Raw genomic sequence first — 22,872 nt, 5'->3', positions numbered from 1 at the left:
AGTGGAGGACTCGGCTACAGTTCGAGTTTTGTGGCCGCGCTCTGTGAAATTTCACAGACCTATTTTCTGCAAAGTGCACAGGAAGCGCCGACAAATCCCCGCCAGTTGTTTGAACGGTTCCCGACCTTATGTCGCGAAACCGCCGCCGGTTGCGCCATCTTATGGTGCGCCCGTCGAGCGAGGCCACCCAGCCTACGAAGTCAGCTGTGAGCCACAGTGATCTTCAATGCACGATGGCCCACGCTTTCCGCGGCGCAGCGCTGCGTGAGCTCCTGCTGCGGGCGGCGATGGCACGGGAATTGCGGCACGGGGGGTGCGGCGCTTGACCGGAGAGCCGCGACGGGAGAAGCGCCGCAACGTGCCGGGGGTGCCGGCGCCGCGGGCGTCCTGCCGTTCATGTTTGATTGGAGCCCACCCATGTCCAGGCTGAATGCCGCCCTTGTCACAGTAATCGCTTTGTTGGCCCTAGCTTTGTTCGCGCTGGGAGCGCTGAAACAACATCTGGATACGGCCGAGGACCTGCAATGTGTGGAGGACCAACGCCTGATAGCGGCTGACTTGCGCATACGCATTCCACAGCGGCGCGACGCCCTCCTCAACGACCCAGCCTCGCCAATTGCGGGCAATCCGGATGGCGATATCGCTGTGGTCTCGTTCTTCGACTACAACTGCGGCGTTTGCCGGGCGGCAGCTCTCGATCTACAGGAGGCCCTCAGCAATGATCCCAATGTGAAGCTTGTGTTCAAGGAACTCCCAGTCCTGGGGCCAGCATCCAAATTTGCAGCGCGCGCAGCGCTCGCGTCGTACAAACAGGGGAAGTATCAGGCGTTCCATCTCGCCCTCATGGCTTTCCCCGGCTTCCTCAACCAGCGCACCACCTTAGCCGTTGCAGAGCGGGTGGGCCTCGATCTCGAGCAGCTGAAGCGGGACATGCAAGACCCAGCCATCGCAAATGCCATCACACGCAATTTCGCACTCGCCAAAGATCTGTATATCGAGGGCACACCGGCGTTGGTGGTCGGCGACGAAGTAATCCCAGGGGAAGTGGGGATGGCCCGACTGCAACGCTCCATTGCTGATGCCCGCGCCTAGGCAAATCTTCGACAGCTGCAAAAGTGCCGTTCTGACCGAGGGTCTCGGGATCGTCTTTGGGAGCTGGGGTTTTGATGTGCTCCTGAGCGCCTTCTTCGCGGTTGGCTTCTTGACCAGACCGGAACGCGGGGCGCGAGCGCGACGCCGGACATGGCGCCGTCTCCCGGCGTGCGGCTATCACCCAAGATTCCGGCGGCCGCGATCTCGCTCCTGGACGCTCTCCCCGTTACGCGGCAAGGGGCGCCGAGAGGTGGAAATTCACGGCTCTGCGGCGTCGACCATATCCACGCGTCCAGGCGCAAGGATCGATGGTATCACATCAGCTGCGGTGCCGACCACCAGTCCTGAATCCCGCGCGCCTGAAGGCGCGCGCCGGGTGCTCGTGCACCGAGCCCGCTTTTCTTCGCAAGGCTCAGGCGGTCTCGGCCATCCGGCTTCGCCCCCTGGCTTGGGCCGCCTTTCGGCTGCGCACGGCCGCCGGCCGATCGGCCGGCGTGGTCTGTCTTTTAGGCCGTCCCCGGGTGCGCGCGGTGGGCGGCTCTCCCTTCTAGGCCCGCCGCGGCATCCCGCAACCCTTCGCTGCGCTTCGGGTCCTCCTCTGCGTTCCGGTCCTTCGGATGCGGTCCGCCTTTCACGGCGGGCCTTTCCGGTCGTTTTCGCCGCCCACCCCGCTTCCGGGGGAGGGCGCGATTTGGCGAGCGGAGGACCAGGGCATGCGTTCAACCAACAAACGTTCCGGCAGCCGAAAGGCTGGCGCAAGCAGGGGCGGGCGCGCAGGCGCCAGCCTTTATCAAGAGATCACGGACCGCATCATTGCCGAGCTCGAGCGCGGCATCGTGCCATGGGTCAAGCCCTGGGGAAACGCAAAGGCAGGCCTCGGCCTGCCCAGGAATGCGGCCACCGAGCGCCGCTATTCCGGCATCAATATCCTGATCCTGTGGGGCGCGGTCATCGAGCGCAGCTATGCCTGCCAGAACTGGCTGACCTTCCGGCAGGCGCTTGCCCTTGGCGGCAATGTCAGGAAAGGCGAGCGCGGCACGACCATCGTTCACGCCGACCGCTTTGTTCCGCAAAACGAAAAGGAACGCGCCAAGGTCGATGGCGACGAACCACAGGCGGTGCCCTTCCTGAAGCGCTTCACCGTCTTCAACGTCGCGCAGTGCGAGAACCTGCCCGGACATCTCCATGCCGCCGCCGAACCGCTGCCGCAGCGCCAGATCATCCCGCAGGCCGAGGCGCTCATTCGTGCAACCGGCGCTGATGTCCGCATCGGCGGCGATCGCGCTTTCTACATGCCGGACTGCGACTTCATTCAGGTGCCGCCGCAACCGGCCTTCTTTCAGCAGATCAACTATTACCGGACCTGCTTTCACGAGCTTGGCCACTGGACCGGCCACCCGACGCGCCTTGCGCGCGACCTCTCCGGCTCGTTCGGCTCCAAGGCCTATGCGCGCGAGGAACTGGTCGCTGAAATCTGCGCAGCCTTCGTCTGCAGCACTATGGGCATCGAGCCGACCGTGCGCCATGCCGATTATATCGGCTCATGGCTGAGCGTGCTGCGCGAGGACAATCGCGCCATCTTCCGCGCCGCCAGCCATGCCTCGAAAGCCGCCGATCTCCTGCTCGGCTTCAATGCCGACGTGGAAGGCGAGGCGGATGCCGAGATCGCCGCATGAGCGCGCTTCGTCGCCCTACGCGAGAGCCTTGCGCTTCTGACGGCGCGCGATGCGGCCGCGCGGAAACCCCTTGAATACCGGCCTGTTGGTCAACCCGCCGTCAATCACGAACCGTTTTGAAGGAACGCCGCAATGATCCTCATCACTGACGAACTGCGCCTTCTTCTGCTCGCCAATGGCGCTGCCGAGACCGAAGCCGACCATGTTCCGGTCGTGAAACTGTTCAATCCGCTGGGCGCCGCCACCTGGCTCCTGAGCGAGCTCGATGCTGATGGCGATACACTCTTCGGCCTCTGTGATCTCGGATTGGGCTTCCCCGAACTCGGCAGCGTCAGCCTTGCCGAGCTCCAAACCGTGAAGGGACCGCTTGGCCTCGGCATCGAGCGCGACCTTTATTTCAAGGCGCGGTTTCCGCTCTCGGTCTATGCCGAAGCCGCTCGCCTATGCGGCCACATCACCGAGGCCGAAGGGCTCTTGCGGCAGGCCGCCGCCGCCCTCTCGCTTTCCCTTCCCGAGCTTCCGTCCGACCGGGCGGAACAATAGCGCCCTCCGGCGCAAAACCGTCGCGCCGCTCGGCCAGCGGCCTCGCGGTCAGGCAATTTCGGCCATAGCAAAGGAGAAAGACCATGCAGCTTGCCCACGTTTCCATCGACCAATTGAGCATCGCCGCCGCCAACATGCGGCATTCCAAACGCGCGCCCGACATCGCCGACATCCTGCCCTCGGTGCGGGCGCGCGGCGTCCTTGTTCCGCTTCTGGTGCGGCCCAACGGCTCGCCCGACACCTTCGAGATCGTCGCCGGGCGCCGACGCTATTTCGCGGCCAAGACCGTTGCCGACGAGCGCGGCAAGGCCGCGCCGCTGCCATGCGCCATCATGGAGGATGGCGACGACGCCGACGCGCTCGAAGCCTCCCTGATTGAAAATATCGCCCGCCTCGATCCCGACGAGGTCTCGCAATGGGAAACCTTTTCCCGCCTCATCAGGGAAGGTCGCACAATCGCCGATATCGCGGCCACGTTCGGCCTCACCGAGCATCAGGTGAAGCGGATTCTGGCGCTCGGCGAGCTTCTGCCCAGGATTCGCGAAGCCTATCGCCGCGAGGAAATCGACGCCGAGACGGTGCGCCATCTCACCATGGCCTCGAAGGCGCAGCAGAAGGACTGGCTGGCGCTCTTTGCCGATCCCGACAACCGCGCGCCGCGCGGCTGGCAATTGAAGCAATGGCTGTTCGGCGGCCAGTCGATCTCGACCAAGGTGGCGCTGTTCGCCATCGAGGACTATCCCGGCCTGATCGTCTCCGATCTGTTCGGCGAGGAAAGCTATTTTGCCGACGCCGACCTGTTCTGGCTCAAGCAGAATGAGGCGATAGCCGCCACGCGCAACGCCTTTCTTGAGGCCGGATGGAGCGAAGTGATCGTGCTCGAACCGAGTCAACATTTTCACGCATGGGACCACGAAAAGACGCCGAAGAAGAAGGGCGGCAAGGTCTTTATATCAGTCTCGCATCGCGGCGAGGTCGCGTGTCACGAGGGCTGGCTGTCGCACAAGCAAGCCCGCCGCGCCCGAGCCAATGGCGAGGCCGCAGAGGCCGAGACCCCGGACAAACCCTCGCGGCCCGAAGTCACTGGACCGATGCAGAATTATGTCGATCTGCACCGTCATGCCATCGTGCGCTTGGCGCTCCTTGACCGTCCGGCCGCAGCCCTTCGCCTGATGGTGGCACATGCGATTGCCGGCTCAAGCCTGTGGCAGGTGCGTACCGAGCCGCAGCGCGCCGCCAACGAAATCGTGGCGGCAAGCCTTTCAGCCTGCAAGGCCGAAACCGCCTTCACGGATAAGCGGCGCGAGGTCCTGGCGCTGCTTGGAGAACCGGACGAGGGTGGCGCGGTCGCTGGCCGCAATGGCGGCGACTTCGGCACGGCAAGCCTGTTTGCGCATTTGCTGACGCTGTCCGACGATGATGTGATGCGCGTTCTCGGCATCGTCATGGCCGAGACGCTTGAGGCCGGCAGTGCCGTCATCGAGGCGCTCGGCAATCATCTCAATGTCGACACCGCCGCTTGCTGGCAACCGGACGACGCCTTCTTCGACCTGTTGCGCGACAGGGAAATTGCCAATTCGATGCTTGCCGAAATCGGCGGCAAGCATGTCGCGGACGGCAATGTCGCTGAGAAGGTGAAGACGCAAAAGACAATCATCCGCGACTTTCTGTCCGGCGAAAACGGCAGGCAAAAGGTCGAGGCCTGGCTGCCGCGCTGGATGAAATTCCCGGTCGAAAGCTACACGGATCGAGGCGGCTTGCGCACCGCCGATCAATGGGCACGGGTCCGCTCCCTGTTCGACTGCCAATAGCCCGTCAAGCTGGGCGGCGGCTGCCAGGATGGCCGCCGCTCGGCATCGCACCCCGGTCGCAATGGCCGCATGTTCGTGACCTTTGCCCCCCGTTTCCAGCGGCACAATCCAGCCCGGCAAACCACCTTGGTCCCGCAGGTCGTTCAGCCCGTCGGATGCCTGCCCTGGCGCCCGACCCGTGGGGCACGATCTCGATCGGCATGGCGCGGCATCAGCCGCAGTCCCGCAATCCTCTCCTGCTTGGCTTGGCTGCAGCGACCGCGCTCGCCACGATCTCCATGCTCCCTGCCAGGACCATCCCCTGCGGCTGGCTTGTCGACCTATGGACGGGTCCGGCCGCCCGAAACCCTCGCCAGCAGCTTTTTTCCCCGCCGCCTGCGGCGGCTTCCTCGCGCCGCTCCGCTTCAAAAAAGCCGCCTGCTCGGGTCCTCCGCTGGCGCTGCGGCCCTGTCAGGTTCAGGCGCTCCGGACGCATCCATCACGGTCCGCCATCGCAGGGGATGGTCCCCGGCGACAGCAAAAGGAGACTTCGAAATGACCGCGATCGGTTACGTCAACAAGCAGGAAAACGGCGCCTACAAGGGCCAGCTCAAGACCCTCAGCGTCCGCGCCGACATCGACATCATCCCCAACCAGGCCAAGAGCGCCGACAACCATCCCGACTACAGGGTGCTGACGCAAGGGGTCGAAGTTGGCGCCGGCTGGATCCGCACCGGCGAGACCTCCGGCAAGGATTATGTGAGCCTGTCGATTGCCGCGCCGGAGTTCGGACCGCGCAAGCTCTACGCCAATCTGGGCCGCGCCGCCGGCCAGGACGATGACGACACCTACGCCATCATCTGGAACCCGGCCGACTGATCGGGCTCATCGGAGCCCCGCGCCGCAGCCGGCGCGGGGCTCTTGCCACAGAGCGGCGAAAACTCGCCCCCAACTCTTCGCCCGTCCCCAAGACGACCTCGCCCCCCCATCCTCGTCTCGCTCGCAAGCCAAACGAGGATCATCATGGACAACGAAAACGAACGCGCCGCCCGCGCCAAAAAGGGCAGTCCGTTTCTCAACACAGCCCAAGCCGCCTTCTACATAGGGCTCTCCCAGCGCACGCTGGAAAAGATGCGGCTCAAGGGCGGCGGCCCGAAATTCCGCAAGCATGGCCGCTACGTCCGCTACCACATCGACGAGCTCGACGACTGGTCGAAAGGCCGCCATAACCAGACCCATTCCAACGATGGAGGCCGTTCATGAGCCGGCCTCCTTCCATCGGTCTGACCGGCAGCCGCCTGCGCCGTGCTCGGGCGACAAAGGCGATCGCCGCGACCGCGATTGCCCTTGGCCTGGTTGCCTTCGGCCCCCTTGCAAACCCATCGCCCTTCTTGATCTGGAACGCCTCGGCGAGCGCGCCGGTTGGCCTCTATCGCGTCGTGGCGGGAGCGCCAGCACGCGGCGACCTGGTGCTCGCCGGCGCACCGGATGCCATTGCCGGCCTCGCTGCCGAACGCGGCTATCTCCCGAACGGCGTTCCCCTTGTAAAGCACATTGCCGCGCTGCCGCACGAACGTGTCTGCGCCTTCAACGAGGCGATCATCATCGGCGGCAAGATCGTCGCACGTCGGCTAGTTACCGACACCCAAGGCCGTCCGCTGCCCTGGTGGAGCGGCTGCCGCGCGCTCGCTGACGACGAATTCTTCGTGCTGAACGGCGAGGCACCGCGCTCTTTCGACAGCCGCTATTTCGGGCCGGTCCGAGCCACCAACATCATCGGGAGGCTCGCGCCGCTATGGACCGAGTAGCCCTCCTGATGCTTGGCATGATCGCTGTCGCGCCATGCGCCTGTTCCGCCTCGACCGGCGCTGAGCCGGTCGCCATCTCCCATAGTCCGCAGCTTGGAAAATGGCGGCACTTCGTTGCCGAAGCAAGCAAGCGTTTCCGTGTTCCCGAGGCCTGGATCTACGCGGTGATCGATGCCGAAAGCGGCGGCAAGACGATGCTCCACGGCCGGCCGATCACCTCGCGCGCCGGTGCCATGGGCCTCATGCAGGTGATGCCGGAAACCTATCAGGACATGCGCGCGCAATACGGACTGGGCGCCGATCCCCACGATCCGCACGACAACATTCTGGCCGGCACTGCCTATCTCCGCGCCATGTATGACCGCTTCGGGTTCCCCGGGCTGTTTGCCGCTTACAACGCCGGACCCGAGCGCTACCAGGCGCATCTGAAGCGCGGCACGCCGCTGCCGAAAGAGACCGTCGACTACCTCAAGCAGCTCCGGGCTGCCGGAGTTTCGCGAACCGACATCGAGCAGTTCAAGGGCAAATCTGTCGCTCCGGACAGGCAAGATGCACCCTCGGGGCGCTCGCTGTTTTTCCCGCAAAATGGTGGTCGCGCTTTTGCGCGAAACGGCGATCTCTTCGTGCCGCTGGGGAGGGATGTCGCACATGTCAAAGAGCCGGAACGCTAGCAATGGGGGGCCGGACGCGTCCAAAGGGGTGGGGCGCGGAAGGCAAGATAAAGGCACCGCCTCCCAGGGCCGGCGAAGTGTCTGTCTGCACATCATTTTTGCCGGAGGCACCCTCCAGCGTCAGGAGAACTTCGGAGCGCAAATGGCTGATTCGACTCTGTTCCAGGCGCAGGCCAAGCATGAGGGATGACGAGTTCAGACCGAAGCTCGGGAAGATTGGCTCCCGTGGTTCGAAGGCCGGCAAACGCTTTGCCGGCCAGGTGCGGGCGGCGATCAACCGAGCTGGTGGCCGGCCCCAGCGTGGTGGGCGCTTCGCGGGCAGCAGGATAGGCCGGGGTGGGGCGACGGCCGCGCTGCTGAAATCACGCGATCGCCATGCAGCCTTCCGCCAGCGCCGGGTCGTCGTCAAGGCGCGTGTCGTCAAGCTGGCCGGCAAGAGCGCGGACGGGGCGCGTGCGCATCTGCGCTACATCCAGCGCGACGGCGTCACCCGGGACGGCGCGCCTGGCCAGCTCTACGGCGCCGACAGCGATTGCGTCGCTGGCAAGGACTTCCTCGATCGTGCCGATGGCGATCGCCATCAATTCCGCTTCATCGTCGCACCCGAGGACGGCATCGAATTTGACGACCTCAAGCCACTGACGCGGCGGCTCATGGCACAGATGGAGGAGGATCTCGGCACGAAGCTCGACTGGGTTGCCGTGGACCATTTCAATACCGGCCATCCGCACACCCACATCATCGTGCGTGGCAAGGACGATCGCGGCGAGAATCTTGTTATAGCGCGAGAATACATCTCGAGCGGCATCCGCGAGCGCGCCGCCGAGCTGGTCAGCCTCGATCTCGGTCCGCGCACCGACCACGAGATCGAGCATCGCCTGCGCCAGGAAATGCAGCAGGAACGCTTCACCAGCATCGACCGCCGCCTGCTGCAGCTGCGTGACGACAGTGGGCTGGTTTCGCTGGATAGCCGCGACGCGTTTCGACAGACCTTGCACCAGGGGCGCCTGCGCAAGCTCGAGCGGATGCATCTGGCGGAAGAGATCGCCCCGCGCCGCTGGCGGCTCGACGACGGGCTTGAAGCGACGCTGCGCCGCATCGGCGAACGCGGCGACATCATCAAGACCTTGCATCGCGAACTGACGGGCAGGGGGATCGCCCGCAGTGCCGCCGACTGCGTGATCCACGATGGATCCGGCGAGCAGGCCGCCCCTGTCGTCGGCCGCGTTGTCGCGCGCGGGCTGGCCGACGAGCTCAGCGACCGGCATTACCTCATCGTCGACGGTGTGGATGGCAAAACCCGATACATCGACATCGGCAAGGGCGAGGCGACAGAGCCGACGCCCGACGGCTGCATCGTGCGTGTCACGCCGAGGAACACACAGCCCAGGCTGGTTGACCGCACAGTGGTCGAAATCGCGGCTGCCCATGACGGCCGCTACAACATCGACATTCATCTGAAGCACGATCCGGCCGCCACCGACCGCTTCGCCGATACGCATGTCCGCCGGCTGGAGGCAATCCGGCGCGCTATCGGGGGCGTGGAGCGCGAGCCCGACGGCACCTGGATCATCGCGCCGGATCATCTCGATCGTGTCGTCGCCTACGAGCGCCAGCAGGCCAGGACCCAGCCGGTCACGGTCGACAAGCTCTCATCGATGCCGCTGGAGCGGCAGGTTGGCTTTGACGGCGCGACCTGGATCGACAGCCAGCTTGTCTCCGAGGCATCAGAGAGGTTGCGCAATTCGGGCTTCGGCCGTGAAGTGCAGGAGGCGCGGAGCCGCCGGCAGCAGTGGCTGATCGCGCAGGGCCTTGCTCATGAGGAGCAGGATCGGATCATCTATCGCGCCAACATGGTTTCGATCCTCCGCCAGCGGGAGTTGAACCGTGTTGCCGGTCAACTGTCGGAAGAGCTTGGCCTGTCCTATGCCGAAACGCGGCCCGGTCATCGCGTAGAGGGCACGCTCCGCCGGTCAGTTGAACTCGCCAGCGGCAAATACGCCGTTATCGAGAAATCGCGAGAGTTCACGCTCGTACCATGGCGGCCGGTTCTCGAGCGGCATGTCGGCAAAGAGGTTTCCGGCCTGGTGCAGCGCGAGGGCATCTCTTGGAACATCGGTCGGCAAAGGAGTGGGCCCAACGTCTCGTGACCTGCGCAGCTATACGAACGCGGTCTGCCTTCGATCGGCCCGGGCAAGACTTCGACAAGGTGCTCCGAGCCTGCTTGCATCGGCAGCGAAAAATGGGGCTGATAGCCACCCGATTCGCATCGGCATCGATCTTTGATGCACGATCCCAAATCGACTGACGCAGACGACGGGAATGCGCTGGGCAGCAGAGGAAGGTAGCAATGCAAATGATCCTTAGGGCCATCGGCAGAGCCTGGCATTCGGCCTTGTCTAAGATCGACACAGCGCGGTTGCGGCGGCAGCGTCGGCGACTCGGCGACGTTGCCACGGCTGAATTTCAGCGGCCGAAACTCCGCACCGCCGAACACTCCGCGACTAAGTCGGCCACCGGGCCATCCTCTCCGCGACACGCGGCGGTCCCCATGATGGACAGCTTGCAGGGACAATCTGCGCGGCCGCGAAGGTCGAAAAAGCACTGAACATGGCCGCAAATTGCGCCAATCGCTGACGAATTTGACAGCTTACTAACTCTCCGAGACGGGTGAGTTGAGGTCAGGAGACCTGCAGAGCCGAGATCAACGATCCGTCTCGCCGGATGTCAAAAGACATGCTCGCCTATCCGCTGGCTGGATGGCAGCTATCCCAAAAATCGATTTTACCTGTTTTGCAGAATTCTACTACGGAGGCTGAGCGCTTGGCGCGTTCCCTTCGAGCCGACTGAGGCTACCGGGAAGAATTCGGAGACGAAGTCATGTGCGGGATTGTTGGCATTGTCGGGCATCAGCCGGTGTCGGAGCGGTTGGTCGACGCGTTGAAGCGGCTCGAATATCGCGGCTATGACTCAGCCGGCCTTGCCACCATTTGCGAGGGCTCGCTGCACTCCCGGCGCGCGAAGGGCAAGCTTGTCAACCTCGAGAGAAGGTTGAAGGAAGAGCCGCTGAGTGGGATCGTCGGCATCGCACACACGCGTTGGGCGACCCACGGCGCACCCACCGAGCGCAACGCGCACCCGCACATTGCGGAGGGTGTGGCCGTGGTTCACAACGGCATCATCGAGAATTTCGCCGAGTTGAAGGATGAACTCGCGGCGGCGGGCGCCGAGTTCCAGACCGATACCGACACCGAGGTTGTCGTACATCTCTTGGCACGATACCGCCGTGAGGGCATGGGGAGGGGTGAGGCAATGCATGCCATGCTGAAGCGCGTCAGGGGTGCCTATGCGCTTGCTGTTCTCTTTGAGGATGATCCGTCCACCATCATGGCGGCGCGCAATGGACCCCCATTGGCGATCGGTCATGGCGTCGGCGAGATGTTCCTGGGCTCCGACGCGATCGCGCTTGCTCCCTTCACAAATGCGGTCACGTATCTCGTCGACGGCGACTGGGCCGTTATCGGCAAGACAGGAGTCGACATCTTCAATTTCGATGGCCATCCCGTCGAGCGTCCGCGCCAGACTTCCCTTGCCGGGGCATATCTGGCTGATAAGGGCAAGTATCGCCATTTCATGGAGAAGGAAATTCATGAGCAGCCCGAGGTTGTCGCCCGTGCGCTCGGTTATCACACCAGCTTCGAAGGGAATCGCGCCGACACGACGTCTTGCATAGATTTCGCCGGCATCCCGAGCCTGGCGATCTCGGCTTGCGGCACCGCCTATCTGGCTGGACTTATCGCAAAATACTGGTTCGAGCGCTATGCGCGCCTGCCGGTCGAAATCGACGTCGCGTCCGAATTCCGCTACCGGGAGATCCCGTTGCCGCCGCAGTCGGCGGCTCTCTTCATTTCGCAGTCCGGTGAAACCGCCGACACGCTCGCATCCCTGAGATACTGCAAGGCGCGTGGGCTGAAGACCGGCGCTGTCGTCAACAGCCGGGAATCGAGCATCGCGCGGGAGGCCGACGCCGTCTTCCCGATCTTCGCCGGCCCGGAGATCGGCGTTGCCTCCACCAAGGCGTTCACCTGCCAGCTTGTGGCTCTAGCCACACTCGCCATTGGCGCTGCCAGGGCCCGTGGAACGGCAACGCAAGATGAGGCAAAGGCGCTCGTCACGAGTCTTGCCGAAATGCCGGGCGTCATGGGCCGGGTCCTGAACAGCATCAAGCCAGATGTCGAGCTCCTATCGCGCGAACTGTCAAAATTTCATGACGTCCTGTATATCGGCCGCGGCACCAGTTTCCCGCTGGCAATGGAAGGTGCGCTGAAGCTCAAGGAGATATCCTACATCCATGCCGAGGGATATGCGGCTGGTGAATTGAAGCATGGTCCGCTCGCACTGGTCGACGAAAACATGCCAGTGATCGTCATCGCGCCACATGATCGCTTTTTCGACAAGACCGTCTCGAACATGCAGGAAGCGGCCGCCAGAGGCGGTCGGATTATCCTCATCACGGATGAGAAAGGGGCCGCTGCTTCGAAACTCGACACGATGCACACGATCGTGCTGCCGGTAGTCGACGAGATTATCGCGCCAATGATCTTTGCGCTGCCGATACAGCTTCTTGCGTATCACACGGCGGTCTTGATGGGCAAAGATGTCGACCAGCCGCGCAATCTCGCAAAATCGGTTACCGTCGAATGATGGTCACGGCCCTTCGATAGAAATGCACTTCGGCTGAACGAGCAGTCGGACGTTATCGTCGAGGCCTTAATAGCTCCGGCTAATCCTTGTGACGAGCCCGGCGCTGCTCCTCATCGCACCTGGTCGTGCGTAGTGTGCATTTCAGTTCACATCGCGGCGCGCGATGCTTGCCCCGGTGTTCGAAACAGCGGAGCAAGCCAATGACGCCCACGAAGTTGCTGATTGGGCAGATCGTCGTCGTATTCGCAATCGTCATGCTCGGCGTGTGGACGGCCACGCAGTGGTGCGCGCACATGCTGGGCCATCAGCCGCCACTCGGCGCGCCGTGGTTTGTTGCGGCTGGCTGGCCGATCTACAAGCCGTGGAAACTGTTTGAATGGTGGTACCATTTTGACGCCTATGCGCCCGAGGTCTTCGATAAGGCCGGTGCGCTCGCCGGCGCGAGTGGGTTCGTGGGCTGTGCCGCCGCCATCGGCGGTTCGCTGTGGCGCGCGCGACAGCTCGGATCGGTGACGACCTATGGCTCGTCAAGGTGGGCAACGACTCAGGAGATCGTGACGGCAGGGCTGTTTCGGCCGGCCGGGGTTTTCCTAGGCAAGCTGAAGGATCGCTATCTGCGACATGACGGGCCCGAGCACGTCATGGCCTTTGCCCCAACACGTTCAGGCAAGGGCGTCGGACTGGTTGTTCCAACTCTTCTGTCCTGGACCGGTTCGGCGGTCATTCATGATATTAAGGGCGAGAATTGGCAGTTGACCTCCGGCTGGCGGTCGAAATTCTCCTATTGCCTTCTATTCAATCCAACTGATCCTAGGTCGGCGCGCTATAACCCGCTGCTTGAGGTACGAAAGGGTCCACAAGAGGTCCGCGATGTTCAGAACATCGCCGACATCCTGGTAGATCCGGAAGGCGCGCTGGACCGCCGGAATCACTGGGAAAAGACAAGTCATTCCCTCCTCGTCGGCGCCGTTTTGCACGTGCTCTATGCCGAAGAGGAGAAGACGCTTGCCCGCGTCGCCACTTTCCTGTCGGACCCGCAACGTTCCTTTTCCGCGACGCTGCAGCAGATGATGACCACCAACCACCTGGGCACGCCCGACAAGCCTGAGGTCCATCCGGTCGTGGCCTCGGCGGCACGTGAGCTGCTGAACAAATCGGAAAACGAGCGTTCTGGTGTTTTGTCGACCGCCATGTCATTTCTCGGGCTCTATCGCGACCCGACGGTCGCGGCGGCAACATCGACCTGCGACTGGCGCATTGTCGATCTCATGGATGCCGAGCGACCGATATCGCTCTACCTGGTCGTGCCGCCGTCGGACATCTCGCGCACCAAGCCCTTGGTGCGCCTGATCCTGAACCAGATCGGCAGACGCCTGACCGAGCGCCTTGAGGGCGATCCAAGCAGGAGTCGCAAACATCGACTCCTCATGATGCTCGACGAATTCCCGGCGCTCGGGCGGTTAGATTTCTTCGAGACCGCGCTCGCCTTCATGGCCGGCTATGGCATTCGCGCATACCTGATCGCGCAATCATTGAACCAGATATCCAAGGCCTATGGCGAGAACAGTGCCATTCTCGACAACTGCCACGTGCGTATTGCCTTTTCCTCCAATGACGAACGCACCGCCAAGCGCATTTCGGATGCGCTCGGCACCGCAACGGAGCTTAGATCGATGCGCAACTATGCCGGCCACCGGCTGGCGCCCTGGCTGTCGCACGTCATGGTCAGCCGGCAGGAAACGGCCCGACCGCTGCTCACTCCTGGCGAGGTGATGCAGCTGCCCCAAACCGACGAGCTGGTGCTGATTTCAGGGCTGCCGCCGTTGCGCGTCCAGAAGCTGCGCTATTATGAGGACCGGAATTTTACCGAACGCGTGCTACCTTCCCCGGTGCTGCGGGACAGCCCTTACGCAGACCGTCCGGCTTCCCGCACGGACGACTGGACTGGACGGGTGCGCAGCGTTGACGGTCGTCTGGCTGCAGGCGACGAAATTGCCGACGCGGCGATCGGGGACGAGGGCGGCGTCCAGCAGCAGCGCCATCCAGCTCTACCGGAACATCAAATCGTGCTTTCTCAAGAAGCTGAGCAGGACGATCTCTTCAAGTCTGTTGACGATGATAGCGAGCCGGTCGCCGACAAACGTGTCATGGATCGGACTTCGACGGCGGCCCGGGTCTACGGCCTCAATGAAGGAAGGGGCGACGACAAGGACATCGTGCCCGGCTTCTGAACGCTGCTTCCTGACGGCGTACCTCAGCGTAGGTAAGGGCGATAAGCGTTTTTGGGCATCTGGAGGATGCTTGTTCCCGTCGCCGGCGCGTAGCGCTGGCTGTTGGAACAAGCCACATGAAGCCCCGCCGCATTCGTCACCAGTTTCTGCTTGAGTTTGAGTTAAGCGAGAAGCTGGACAAACTCAGTCGTGATCCTTCGACCACCAAATCGGCGATCGTCGCCAAGGCAGTAGAAGCCTTCATCGAGCGGCGTGGCAAGAACGAGCTCGACCAACGCTACGGGGTAAGGCTCGACCGTCTTTCTCGCGACCTCGCTCATGTCAGGCGCGACGCCGAGATGACGATGGAGAGCCTGGCGCTCTTCATCCGCTTCTCGATCACGCTTCACGCCCACACGCCGGCCCCGGACAGGGTAACGCAGGCCATCGGCCAGGAGCGCTTCGACAAATTTGTCGAGCAGGTCGGCCGGCAGATCGCTTCCGGGAAGCGGTCGCTTGGCAAAGACAATGGCGGGGGAGAGGAAGGGTGAACTCTCATCCGGAAGCCGATCATCGCCGCCGCGCCATGCTGCGCACCGCCATGGGCCCGGCGATCACCAAAGCGCTTTCAGACCCATCGATCATCGAGGTGATGGTCAATCCCGACGGAGCACTGCGCATCGATCGGCTCGGGGAAGGCTTGGTCGACACAGGCGTGCACATCCATCCTACCGAGGCGGAGCGCATTGTCCGCCTCGTCGCTTCCCACGTGCGCGCCGAAGCGCATGCGGATAATCCGATCGTAAGCGCCGAACTGCCCTCGGGCGAGCGGTTCGAAGGCCTCCTGCCACCTGTGGTGTTGGCGCCATGCTTTGCCATTCGCAAGCCCGCCGCAAAGCTCTACAGCCTAGCCGATTATGTCGCCGACGGGGTCATGCTGCCGCTGCAGGCTGATGCGTTGAAGAAAGCCGTCCGCGAGCAGCGCAACATCCTGGTCGCGGGCGGCACTTCATCGGGCAAGACAACCCTTGCCAATGCGCTGCTGGCCGTGGTCGCCGACTGCCACGAGCGGGTGATCCTGATCGAGGATACGCGCGAACTTCAATGCGCAGCAAAAGACTGCGTTGCGCTGAGGACCAGGCGTGGTTCTGTCACGCTCGCCGATCTCGTGCGTTCGACACTGCGCCTCAGACCCGATCGCATCATCGTCGGCGAGATCAGAGGCGCGGAAGCGCTCGACATGCTGAAGGCATGGAACACTGGTCACCCAGGCGGCATCGCCACCGTTCACGCGAACTCGGCGCGGTCCGCCCTCTACCGCATCGAGCAGCTCGCACAGGAAGCCGTGGTCACCGTTCCCCGCCGGCTCATCGCCGAGGCGATAGACCTGATCGTCTTCATCGCCGGCCGCGGATCCTCGCGCCGCATCGAGACGATCGCCGAGGTCACTGGCCTCGACGGCAGTGGCGACTACGCCGTCACCCAGCTCACGCTTCCGCAACTCCAGCAACTCTGAAAGGTCACTTCATGCGCAAGAAGCTTCGCTTTCTCTGGGCCACCACGCTCGCGTTTCTTCTCACGTTTCCGGCATACGCCGCCGGCTCCGGAATGCCCTGGGAGCAGCCGCTGCAGCAGATCTTGGAATCTGTGCAGGGGCCGGTCGCCAAGATCATCGCGGTCATCATCATCATTACCACCGGCCTGACACTCGCCTTCGGCGACACGGCAGGTGGGTTCCGTCGGCTCATCCAGATTGTCTTCGGCCTGTCGATCGCCTTTGCCGCATCGAGCTTCTTCCTCTCCTTCTTCTCCTTTGGCGGCGGGGCACTCGTCTGATGTTGGCCGGAGAGCACCATATCGAGGGCTTTGAGGTTCCGGTTCACCGCGCACTGACCGAACCGATCCTGCTCGGCGGCGCGCCGCGAGCGGTGGCCATCTTCAGTGGCACCGTTGCCGCGGCCGTCGGGCTTGGCTTGCAGCAGTGGATTGCCGGATTGGTGCTGTGGATCTGCGCGCACACGGTGGCTGTCTTCGCGGCCCGCCGCGACCCGGATTTCGCCAGCGTGCTCGTCCGCCATCTTCGCCTGAAGGGGTGGCTCGCATGCTGAATCTTTCCGAATATCGGGGCAAGGCCGACCGACTTGCCGATCATCTGCCTTGGGCCGCACTGGTGGCACCGGGCATCGTGCTCAACAAGGACGGAAGTTTCCAGCGCTCATTTGGATTTCGCGGGCCTGATCTCGAGAGTGCAACAGAAGCCGAACTCATCGGCATCTGCGCGCGGGCCAACAATGCGCTCAGACGGCTCGGCTCCGGCTGGGCATTGTTCTTCGACGCCGAGCGCATCGAGGCGCTGGGCTACCCAAGCTCGCGTTTCCCCGACGCTGCGTCATGGCTGGTGGATGAAGAACGGCGCGCGGCCTTTCAAGGCAAGGTCGCGCACTACGAGAGCCGCTATCACCTAACGCTGACGTTCATCCCGCCGCCAGACAGCCAGGCGCGGGCGCAAAGCGCTCTGGTCGACTCGCATCATTCAGGAGGCGAGAGAGAGTGGCGCCAGGAACTGACGCGGTTCCGGGACGAGACCGGCCGCGTGCTGGATCTCCTGTCGGGCTTCATGCCCGAAATACGCGCACTCGATGATGCCGGGACGCTGACTTACCTCCACGGCACGATCTCCACCCGCCGCCATCCAGTCGCCGCGCCAAAAACACCCATGTATCTCGACGGCATCCTGGTCGATGCGCCGCTTACTGGCGGATTGGAGCCGATGCTTGGCAACCACCATCTGCGCACGCTCACCATCCTCGGTTTTCCGAATGTCACACGGCCCGGAATTCTCGATGCGCTCAACAATCAGGATTTCCCCTACCGCTGGATGACGCGCTTCATTCCGCTGGATAAGACCGAGGCCACCAGGACGCTCACGCGGTTGCGGCGGCAGTGGTTTGCCAAGCGCAAATCGATCGTGGCCATCCTGCGCGAGGTGGTGACCAGCGAACCCGTCCCGCTCGTTGACACCGACGCCGAAAACAAGGCGCTCGATGCCGACGCCGCAATCCAGGCGTTAGGCGGCGATCATGTCGGGTTCGGCTATCTGACGACGACGGTAACGGTTTGGGACGAGGACCATCAAGCCGCTGCGGAGAAACTCCGCGCGGTCGAGCGCGTCGTCAATGGCCTCGGCTTCGCCACGATCCGTGAAGGCGTGAATGCGGTCGAGGCCTGGCTCGGCTCGTTGCCCGGCCATGTCTATGCCAATGTCCGTCAGCCGCTCGTTCACACATTGAATCTCGCCCACTTGATGCCGCTTTCCTCGGTGTGGGCCGGCCCGGCGGCGAACGAGCATCTCGCCAAAGTTACACAGGCAGAGGCCCCGCCGCTTCTCTTCGCCTCAACCAGCGGGTCGACACCGTTCCGGCTTTCCACCCACGTCGACGATGTCGGCCACATGCTGATCGTCGGACCGACCGGCGCCGGCAAATCGGTTCTCGTTGCCCTCTTCGCTCTGCAGTTCCGACGCTATGCCGGCGCGCAGGTGTATGTCTTCGACAAAGGCAATTCAGCCCGGGCCGCAATTCTTGCCATGGGTGGCGAGCATCACGCGCTGCGCGCCCACGGTGCGCTTGCCTTCCAGCCGCTGCGCAAGATTGACGATCCGGCGATCCGCAGCTGGGCAGCCGAATGGATCGCCGGGCTGTTCGCCCATGAGAACGTCACCGTCACCCCGGAGGCGAAAGAGGCAATCTGGTCGGCACTCACCAGTCTTGCAACGGCGCCAGCGCAGGAACGCACACTCACCGGCCTGTCGGTCTTGCTTCAGTCCAACGCGCTGAAGTCCGCTTTGATGCCCTACACGCTCGACGGGCCCTTCGGCCGGTTGCTGGACGCGGACGACGATCGGCTGGCCTTGTCGGATGTGCAGTGCTTCGAGACCGAAGAGCTGATGCACAGCCAAGGCGCTGTGCTGCCGGTGCTCACCTATCTTTTCCATCGCCTCGAGGCGCGGTTCGATGGACGACCGACATTGCTCATGCTCGACGAGGCCTGGCTCTATCTCGACAATCCGCTCTTTGCGGGGCGTATACGCGAATGGCTGAAGGTGCTGCGCAAGAAGAACGTCTCTGTCATTTTCGCCACGCAGTCACTGGCCGACATCGCTGGCTCTGCAATCGCACCGGCCATCATCGAGAGCTGCCCACAGCGCATTTTTCTTCCAAATGACCGTGCCGTGGAACCACAGGCACGGGAAGCCTACGAGCGTTTCGGCCTGAACGAGCGGCAGATCGAACTGGTCGCGCGCGCCACGCCGAAGCGGCAATATTATCTGCAATCGCGCCGCGGCAACCGGCTGTTTCAGCTGGGCTTGGGTCCAATTGCGCTTGCGCTATGCGGCGCCTCCGATCCGGCCAGCCAGACCCTGATCGACAAGATCCTGTCGGAACGCGGACAGGACGGCTTTGCCTTTTATTTCCTGAATGCCCGCGGGCTCGATTGGGCCGCCGAGCTTCTCCGCCAATTCCCTCAACCAGACATGGAGTAATCGTCATGATGCGGCGCCGTTTCCTTTCCGGCCTGATCACCCTTTCCCTGATGGCCAAACCGATGGCCGACTATGTCCAGCCAGCCTACGCGCTCATTGTCTTCGATCCCTCGAACTACACCCAGAATGTGCTGACGGCGGCACGCTCACTGGAGCAGATCAACAACCAGATACAGTCGCTCCAGAACCAGGCGACCATGCTGCAGAACATGGCGCGCAACCTTCAGAGGCTGGATTTTTCTTCGGTAGGCCAGCTCACCGGTTCGCTGCAGCGGATCGACGGGCTCATGGACCAGGCGAGTGGCCTGAGTTTTGATCTGGACAAGCTGCAGGACCAGTGGCGCAATCAATATCCCGAAAGCTACGACGCCACGATCAAGGTCAGCGATGTGGCAAGCGCAGCGCGCGAGCGCTGGCAGAGCGCCATGCAGGCGTTCCGGCAGACGATGGGTGTCCAGTCGCAGATCCTCGAGAACGTCCGGGGCGATCGCGACCTGCTTGCTGATCTCGTCAACCGCAGCCAGGGTGCTGCCGGTGCGCTTGAGGCAAGCCAGGCCACCAACCAACTGATCGCGCTGTCAACCAAGCAGCAGATGCAGATCCAGACGCTGCTCGCGACGCAGTTTCGCGCGGAGGCGGAGGATGCGGCTCGCAAGGCGCAGTCCGAAGAAGCCGCACGCCAGACGACAAAGCGTTTCCTCGGCACCGGCACGGCCTATCCCGGCAACTGATCACCATATCTGTCACGAGGAAGGCGCAATGAACGACCTCGGGGTCATCGATCGCTTCATGGAGACTTTCATCCGCTATATTGACAGCGGGTTTGGTCTGCTGTCGGGCGATGTCGCCTTCCTCACCACGACCCTGATCGGCATCGACATCACGTTAGCCGGGCTCGCCTGGGCATTCGCCGGCGAGCCCAACATTCTCGGCCGCTTCATCCGCAAGGTGCTCTATGTCGGCGTCTTCGCTTTCATCCTGAACAATTTCAAGAATCTCGCCGACATTATATACCGCTCCTTCGCAGGGCTGGGCTTCAACGCTTCGGCCGCCAATCTGTCGCCCGACAGTCTCCTGCGGCCCGGACGTATTGCCGCCACAGGCTTCGAGGGCGCGTGGCCGCTGCTGGATCAGGCGAGCCAGCTTCTTGGCTTTCCCGAAATCTTCGGCAACGCGCTCACCATTTTCGTGCTGCTCGTGGCCTGGTTCCTGGTCATCATTGCCTTCTTCATTCTTTCCATCCAGCTCTTCATCACCATTCTGGAGTTCAAGCTCACCACTCTCGCCGGCTTCGTTCTGGTGCCCTTCGCAGTCTGGAACCGGTCGGCGTTCCTGGCCGAGCGCGTGCTCGGCAACGTGATCTCGTCGGGCATCAAGGTGATGGTGCTTGCGGTCATTGTCGGTGTCGGGTCCACGCTGTTCGGCGAGTTCGCTTCGGCGCTGCAAGGCAAGGAGCCGGATTTGGCCGCCGCCATGTCACAGGTGTTGGGGGCGCTGGCGCTGCTTGGGCTAGGTGTTTTCGGGCCTGGAATAGCGTCCGGTCTCGTCTCGGGTGCCCCGCAGCTTGGTGCGGGCGCTGCACTGGGTACGGCCGCGGCCGCCGCCGGTGCGTCACTCGTTGCCGGAGGCGCTGCGATCGCCGGGGTGCGCATGGCAGCTGATGGCGGGCTTGCCGCAATTCGCGCCGGCACCACGATCGGTTCGGCAGCTTCCTCTGCCTGGCAATTAGGGCGCGCAACCTCGCCTGACTCCGGCCTGTCCGGTGTGGCTGCCGGGATGCAGGGCGTGGCAGGTGCCGCCAGTGGCGCCGCTGTGCGAGCGGCACGATCTGCCGCGGAAACCTTCGGGCGCAGCGCTGATGCCGGGCGCCAGGCCGCATGGACCGCGACCGGCGGGTCTCCCATCGCCTCGATGACCGAAACTCCTGCGGGTCCGACCACCGATGCTGCCCCTAGCTGGGCCAGGCGCCTGCGTTCCCAGCAGTCTGCGCGAGCCCACCGCCACGCCACCATGCAGGCGGTGCGCGATGGTGACAGACCGGGCGGTAGCGCCAATCCCTCTCTCAACGACAAGGACGACTAGATGCTCTTCAAGCGATCCGTTCAACGCTACGGCAAGACACCCGAGCCCATCACACCGTACCAGAAGGCGGGCCAGCTGTGGGATGAGCGCATCGGCTCATCGCGGGTGCAGGCCCGCAACTGGCGGCTGATGGCTCTTGGCTGCCTGGCATTGGCAACCGGGCTCTCCGGCGGGCTCGTTTGGCAGTCAATGCAAAGCCGGGTTGTGCCCTACGTCGTCGAGGTCGACCGCTTCGGCGAGGCGCGCGCCGTAGCCTCGGCAATCCGGGACTACGAGCCGACGGACGCCCAGATCGCCTGGCATCTTGGCCGTTTCATTCAGAATATCCGTTCCGTTTCCACCGATCCGGTGTTGGTGCGGCAGAACTGGTTGGCCGCCTATGACTTTGCCAGCGACCGCGCCGCGCTCTTCCTCAACGAATATGCCAAGGCGAGCGATCCTTTCGGTCAGATCGGAACGCGAAGCGTGTCCGTCCAGGTGACCAGCGTGGTGCGGGCCTCCGGTAGCTCGTTCCAGGTCAAATGGACCGAGCAGGTCTTTGAGCGCGGCAGCCTTGCCAGCACGACCCGCTGGACGGCGATCCTCACCATTATGATCCGGCCGCCAAGCAATACAGACCAACTGCGCAAGAATCCGCTCGGCCTCTTCATCAACGCCATCGATTGGTCGCGCGAGCTCGACAGTGCCGCGCCGACCTCCGTTTCCCCCAAGGAGCCCGCCAATGACAAATAAAGCCCCATCGCTCCGTGCCGCGCTGATCCTGTCGGCCTCGGCAGCGGTGCTGTCCGCCTGCGCATCCAAGCCGGTGCCGCCGCCCGAGATTGCCTATGACGCTGCCGACTTCAAAGCAGCGTCGATCGAGAAGCCGCCAGAGAAACCGGTTAAAATCGTCGAGGTGCCAAAGCCGCTACCGCTTCCCGGCCAGTTGCAGCCTGACCCAGTCAAGTTCGCCGAGGACAAGCGCTCTCCTGAAGAACGCGTTGCCGATGCCAATAGGGCCGCAACTCGGCAGCCAACCAGGTATGGCTATGTCAACGCGGTCCAGGTCTATCCCTTCACCGATGGCGCGCTTTATCAGCTCTTTGCAGCGCCGGAGCGCGTCACCGACATCGCTCTGCAGCCGGGCGAGAAGCTGACGGCTGTGTCCGCCGGGGACACGATCCGCTGGGTCATCGGCGACACCGTCAGTGGCACCGGTGACGGTCAGCGCACCCATGTTTTGGTGAAGCCGTTCGCGCCCGAGCTTACCACAAATCTGGTGATCACCACGGATCGACGCACCTATCACTTGCAGCTCCAAAGCACGGAGAAGACCGCAATGGCGGCCATCTCTTGGACCTACAGCGAAGACCAGATCCTTGCGCTCTCCCGGCGAAACGTTCAGGCCGACGCTGCAACGCCGGTCGCATCGAATGTTGCGCTCGAAAATATCCGCTTCCGCTATTCGATCGCCGGCGACACACCGCCCTGGAGACCGACACGGGCCTTTGACGACGGCAGCAAAGTCTATATCGAATTCCCGCGCCGCATCGATCAGGGCGAGGCGCCGCCGCTCTTCATCGTCGGTGCTGACGGCGGCAATCAGTTGGTCAACTACCGCATGCGCGGCAACTACTACATCGTCGATCGCCTGTTCGCCGCGGCCGAACTGCGCCTCGGCGCCAAGCCGCAGCAGGTCGTGCGCATCTCAAGGATGGACGGCCGGCAATTGCCGCGTCGGATGCCACTCTTTGCCGGTTTCGGCAGGTGAGGG

The 22,872-nt window shown here is 63.3% G+C and carries 20 protein-coding genes; all 20 read left to right on the top strand.

The genetic code is table 11. The features are described 5' to 3' along the window. Positions 1-417: 417 nt before the first annotated feature. Positions 418-1,092 (top strand): DsbA family protein, encoded by a 675-nt coding sequence (locus FJ423_RS21890; RefSeq protein ID WP_064993420.1) that lies wholly within the window; start codon positions 418-420, stop codon positions 1,090-1,092. A gap of 713 nt (positions 1,093-1,805) precedes the next feature. Then, a complete protein-coding gene (locus FJ423_RS21885; protein WP_064993421.1) occupies positions 1,806-2,768 on the top strand; it encodes a zincin-like metallopeptidase domain-containing protein in 963 nt (320 codons plus the stop codon). Between the two features lie 132 nt (positions 2,769-2,900). Continuing rightward, entirely contained in the window at positions 2,901-3,311 is a 411-nt protein-coding gene (locus FJ423_RS21880; RefSeq protein ID WP_064993422.1) for a DUF2958 domain-containing protein, read from the top strand. Between the two features lie 83 nt (positions 3,312-3,394). Beyond that, positions 3,395-5,122 (top strand): ParB/RepB/Spo0J family partition protein, encoded by a 1,728-nt coding sequence (locus tag FJ423_RS21875; RefSeq protein WP_064993423.1) that lies wholly within the window; start codon positions 3,395-3,397, stop codon positions 5,120-5,122. A 534-nt stretch (positions 5,123-5,656) separates the two neighbouring features. After that, a complete protein-coding gene (locus FJ423_RS21870) occupies positions 5,657-5,980 on the top strand; it encodes a DUF736 domain-containing protein (RefSeq protein WP_013533279.1) in 324 nt (107 codons plus the stop codon). Between the two features lie 144 nt (positions 5,981-6,124). Beyond that, positions 6,125-6,364: a helix-turn-helix domain-containing protein gene (locus FJ423_RS21865; protein ID WP_064993425.1), complete on the top strand. Its 240-nt coding sequence runs from the start codon at positions 6,125-6,127 to the stop codon at positions 6,362-6,364. After that, positions 6,361-6,909 (top strand): S26 family signal peptidase, encoded by a 549-nt coding sequence (locus FJ423_RS21860; protein ID WP_064993426.1) that lies wholly within the window; start codon positions 6,361-6,363, stop codon positions 6,907-6,909. The genes FJ423_RS21865 and FJ423_RS21860 overlap by 4 nt, the downstream gene beginning before the upstream one ends. Then, positions 6,897-7,580, top strand: coding sequence for a lytic transglycosylase domain-containing protein (locus FJ423_RS21855; protein ID WP_064993427.1), 684 nt, complete (start codon positions 6,897-6,899; stop codon positions 7,578-7,580). Before FJ423_RS21860 ends, FJ423_RS21855 begins: the two co-directional genes overlap by 13 nt. Positions 7,581-7,759: 179 nt before the next feature. Continuing rightward, on the top strand, positions 7,760-9,730 hold the full coding sequence (gene rlxS, locus FJ423_RS21850; protein WP_064993429.1) for a relaxase/mobilization nuclease RlxS: 1,971 nt from the start codon (positions 7,760-7,762) through the stop codon (positions 9,728-9,730). 730 nt (positions 9,731-10,460) lie between these two features. After that, positions 10,461-12,284: a glutamine--fructose-6-phosphate transaminase (isomerizing) gene (gene glmS, locus FJ423_RS21840; RefSeq protein ID WP_064993430.1), complete on the top strand. Its 1,824-nt coding sequence runs from the start codon at positions 10,461-10,463 to the stop codon at positions 12,282-12,284. A 200-nt stretch (positions 12,285-12,484) separates the two neighbouring features. Next, on the top strand, positions 12,485-14,515 hold the full coding sequence (locus tag FJ423_RS21835; RefSeq protein ID WP_064993431.1) for a conjugal transfer protein TraG: 2,031 nt from the start codon (positions 12,485-12,487) through the stop codon (positions 14,513-14,515). A gap of 116 nt (positions 14,516-14,631) precedes the next feature. Further along, entirely contained in the window at positions 14,632-15,045 is a 414-nt protein-coding gene (locus tag FJ423_RS21830; RefSeq protein WP_064993432.1) for a CopG family transcriptional regulator, read from the top strand. Beyond that, positions 15,042-16,010 (top strand): P-type conjugative transfer ATPase TrbB, encoded by a 969-nt coding sequence (trbB, locus tag FJ423_RS21825; protein ID WP_013533270.1) that lies wholly within the window; start codon positions 15,042-15,044, stop codon positions 16,008-16,010. The genes FJ423_RS21830 and trbB overlap by 4 nt, the downstream gene beginning before the upstream one ends. An 11-nt stretch (positions 16,011-16,021) precedes the next feature. After that, complete coding sequence (locus tag FJ423_RS21820; protein ID WP_064993433.1) at positions 16,022-16,330, top strand: TrbC/VirB2 family protein; 309 nt, start codon at positions 16,022-16,024, stop codon at positions 16,328-16,330. Beyond that, a complete protein-coding gene (locus FJ423_RS21815; RefSeq protein ID WP_064993434.1) occupies positions 16,330-16,602 on the top strand; it encodes a VirB3 family type IV secretion system protein in 273 nt (90 codons plus the stop codon). The genes FJ423_RS21820 and FJ423_RS21815 overlap by 1 nt, the downstream gene beginning before the upstream one ends. Next, a complete protein-coding gene (gene trbE, locus FJ423_RS21810) occupies positions 16,596-19,037 on the top strand; it encodes a conjugal transfer protein TrbE (protein ID WP_064993435.1) in 2,442 nt (813 codons plus the stop codon). The genes FJ423_RS21815 and trbE overlap by 7 nt, the downstream gene beginning before the upstream one ends. 5 nt (positions 19,038-19,042) lie before the next feature. Next, positions 19,043-19,768 (top strand): P-type conjugative transfer protein TrbJ, encoded by a 726-nt coding sequence (gene trbJ, locus FJ423_RS21805; RefSeq protein ID WP_064993436.1) that lies wholly within the window; start codon positions 19,043-19,045, stop codon positions 19,766-19,768. A gap of 28 nt (positions 19,769-19,796) precedes the next feature. Next, positions 19,797-21,119 carry a P-type conjugative transfer protein TrbL gene (gene trbL / locus FJ423_RS21800; RefSeq protein WP_064993437.1) on the top strand — a complete coding sequence of 441 codons (1,323 nt, stop codon included), beginning with the start codon at positions 19,797-19,799 and terminating at the stop codon, positions 21,117-21,119. Further along, the gene (trbF, locus tag FJ423_RS21795) at positions 21,120-21,851 is read left to right on the top strand and encodes a conjugal transfer protein TrbF (RefSeq protein WP_064993438.1); all 732 of its coding nucleotides are present in this window, start codon (positions 21,120-21,122) and stop codon (positions 21,849-21,851) included. Continuing rightward, complete coding sequence (trbG, locus tag FJ423_RS21790; RefSeq protein ID WP_064993439.1) at positions 21,841-22,869, top strand: P-type conjugative transfer protein TrbG; 1,029 nt, start codon at positions 21,841-21,843, stop codon at positions 22,867-22,869. The genes trbF and trbG overlap by 11 nt, the downstream gene beginning before the upstream one ends. Positions 22,870-22,872: the final 3 nt, after the last annotated feature.

It is taken from the genome of Mesorhizobium sp. B2-8-9, assembly GCF_006439475.1.
Lineage (GTDB): Bacteria > Pseudomonadota > Alphaproteobacteria > Rhizobiales > Rhizobiaceae > Mesorhizobium.
The sequence above is the reverse complement of the archived record's forward strand: the minus strand, read 5'-3'. Positions and strand labels throughout refer to the sequence as shown.

Coding starts and splice junctions, on each gene's coding strand:
- FJ423_RS21890 (WP_064993420.1), top strand. CDS start 418: ATGTCCAGGCTGAATGCCGCCCTTGTCACAGTAATCGCTTTGTTGGCC.
- FJ423_RS21885 (WP_064993421.1), top strand. CDS start 1,806: ATGCGTTCAACCAACAAACGTTCCGGCAGCCGAAAGGCTGGCGCAAGC.
- FJ423_RS21880 (WP_064993422.1), top strand. CDS start 2,901: ATGATCCTCATCACTGACGAACTGCGCCTTCTTCTGCTCGCCAATGGC.
- FJ423_RS21875 (WP_064993423.1), top strand. CDS start 3,395: ATGCAGCTTGCCCACGTTTCCATCGACCAATTGAGCATCGCCGCCGCC.
- FJ423_RS21870 (WP_013533279.1), top strand. CDS start 5,657: ATGACCGCGATCGGTTACGTCAACAAGCAGGAAAACGGCGCCTACAAG.
- FJ423_RS21865 (WP_064993425.1), top strand. CDS start 6,125: ATGGACAACGAAAACGAACGCGCCGCCCGCGCCAAAAAGGGCAGTCCG.
- FJ423_RS21860 (WP_064993426.1), top strand. CDS start 6,361: ATGAGCCGGCCTCCTTCCATCGGTCTGACCGGCAGCCGCCTGCGCCGT.
- FJ423_RS21855 (WP_064993427.1), top strand. CDS start 6,897: ATGGACCGAGTAGCCCTCCTGATGCTTGGCATGATCGCTGTCGCGCCA.
- rlxS (WP_064993429.1), top strand. CDS start 7,760: ATGAGGGATGACGAGTTCAGACCGAAGCTCGGGAAGATTGGCTCCCGT.
- glmS (WP_064993430.1), top strand. CDS start 10,461: ATGTGCGGGATTGTTGGCATTGTCGGGCATCAGCCGGTGTCGGAGCGG.
- FJ423_RS21835 (WP_064993431.1), top strand. CDS start 12,485: ATGACGCCCACGAAGTTGCTGATTGGGCAGATCGTCGTCGTATTCGCA.
- FJ423_RS21830 (WP_064993432.1), top strand. CDS start 14,632: ATGAAGCCCCGCCGCATTCGTCACCAGTTTCTGCTTGAGTTTGAGTTA.
- FJ423_RS21820 (WP_064993433.1), top strand. CDS start 16,022: ATGCGCAAGAAGCTTCGCTTTCTCTGGGCCACCACGCTCGCGTTTCTT.
- FJ423_RS21815 (WP_064993434.1), top strand. CDS start 16,330: ATGTTGGCCGGAGAGCACCATATCGAGGGCTTTGAGGTTCCGGTTCAC.
- trbE (WP_064993435.1), top strand. CDS start 16,596: ATGCTGAATCTTTCCGAATATCGGGGCAAGGCCGACCGACTTGCCGAT.
- trbJ (WP_064993436.1), top strand. CDS start 19,043: ATGATGCGGCGCCGTTTCCTTTCCGGCCTGATCACCCTTTCCCTGATG.
- trbL (WP_064993437.1), top strand. CDS start 19,797: ATGAACGACCTCGGGGTCATCGATCGCTTCATGGAGACTTTCATCCGC.
- trbF (WP_064993438.1), top strand. CDS start 21,120: ATGCTCTTCAAGCGATCCGTTCAACGCTACGGCAAGACACCCGAGCCC.
- trbG (WP_064993439.1), top strand. CDS start 21,841: ATGACAAATAAAGCCCCATCGCTCCGTGCCGCGCTGATCCTGTCGGCC.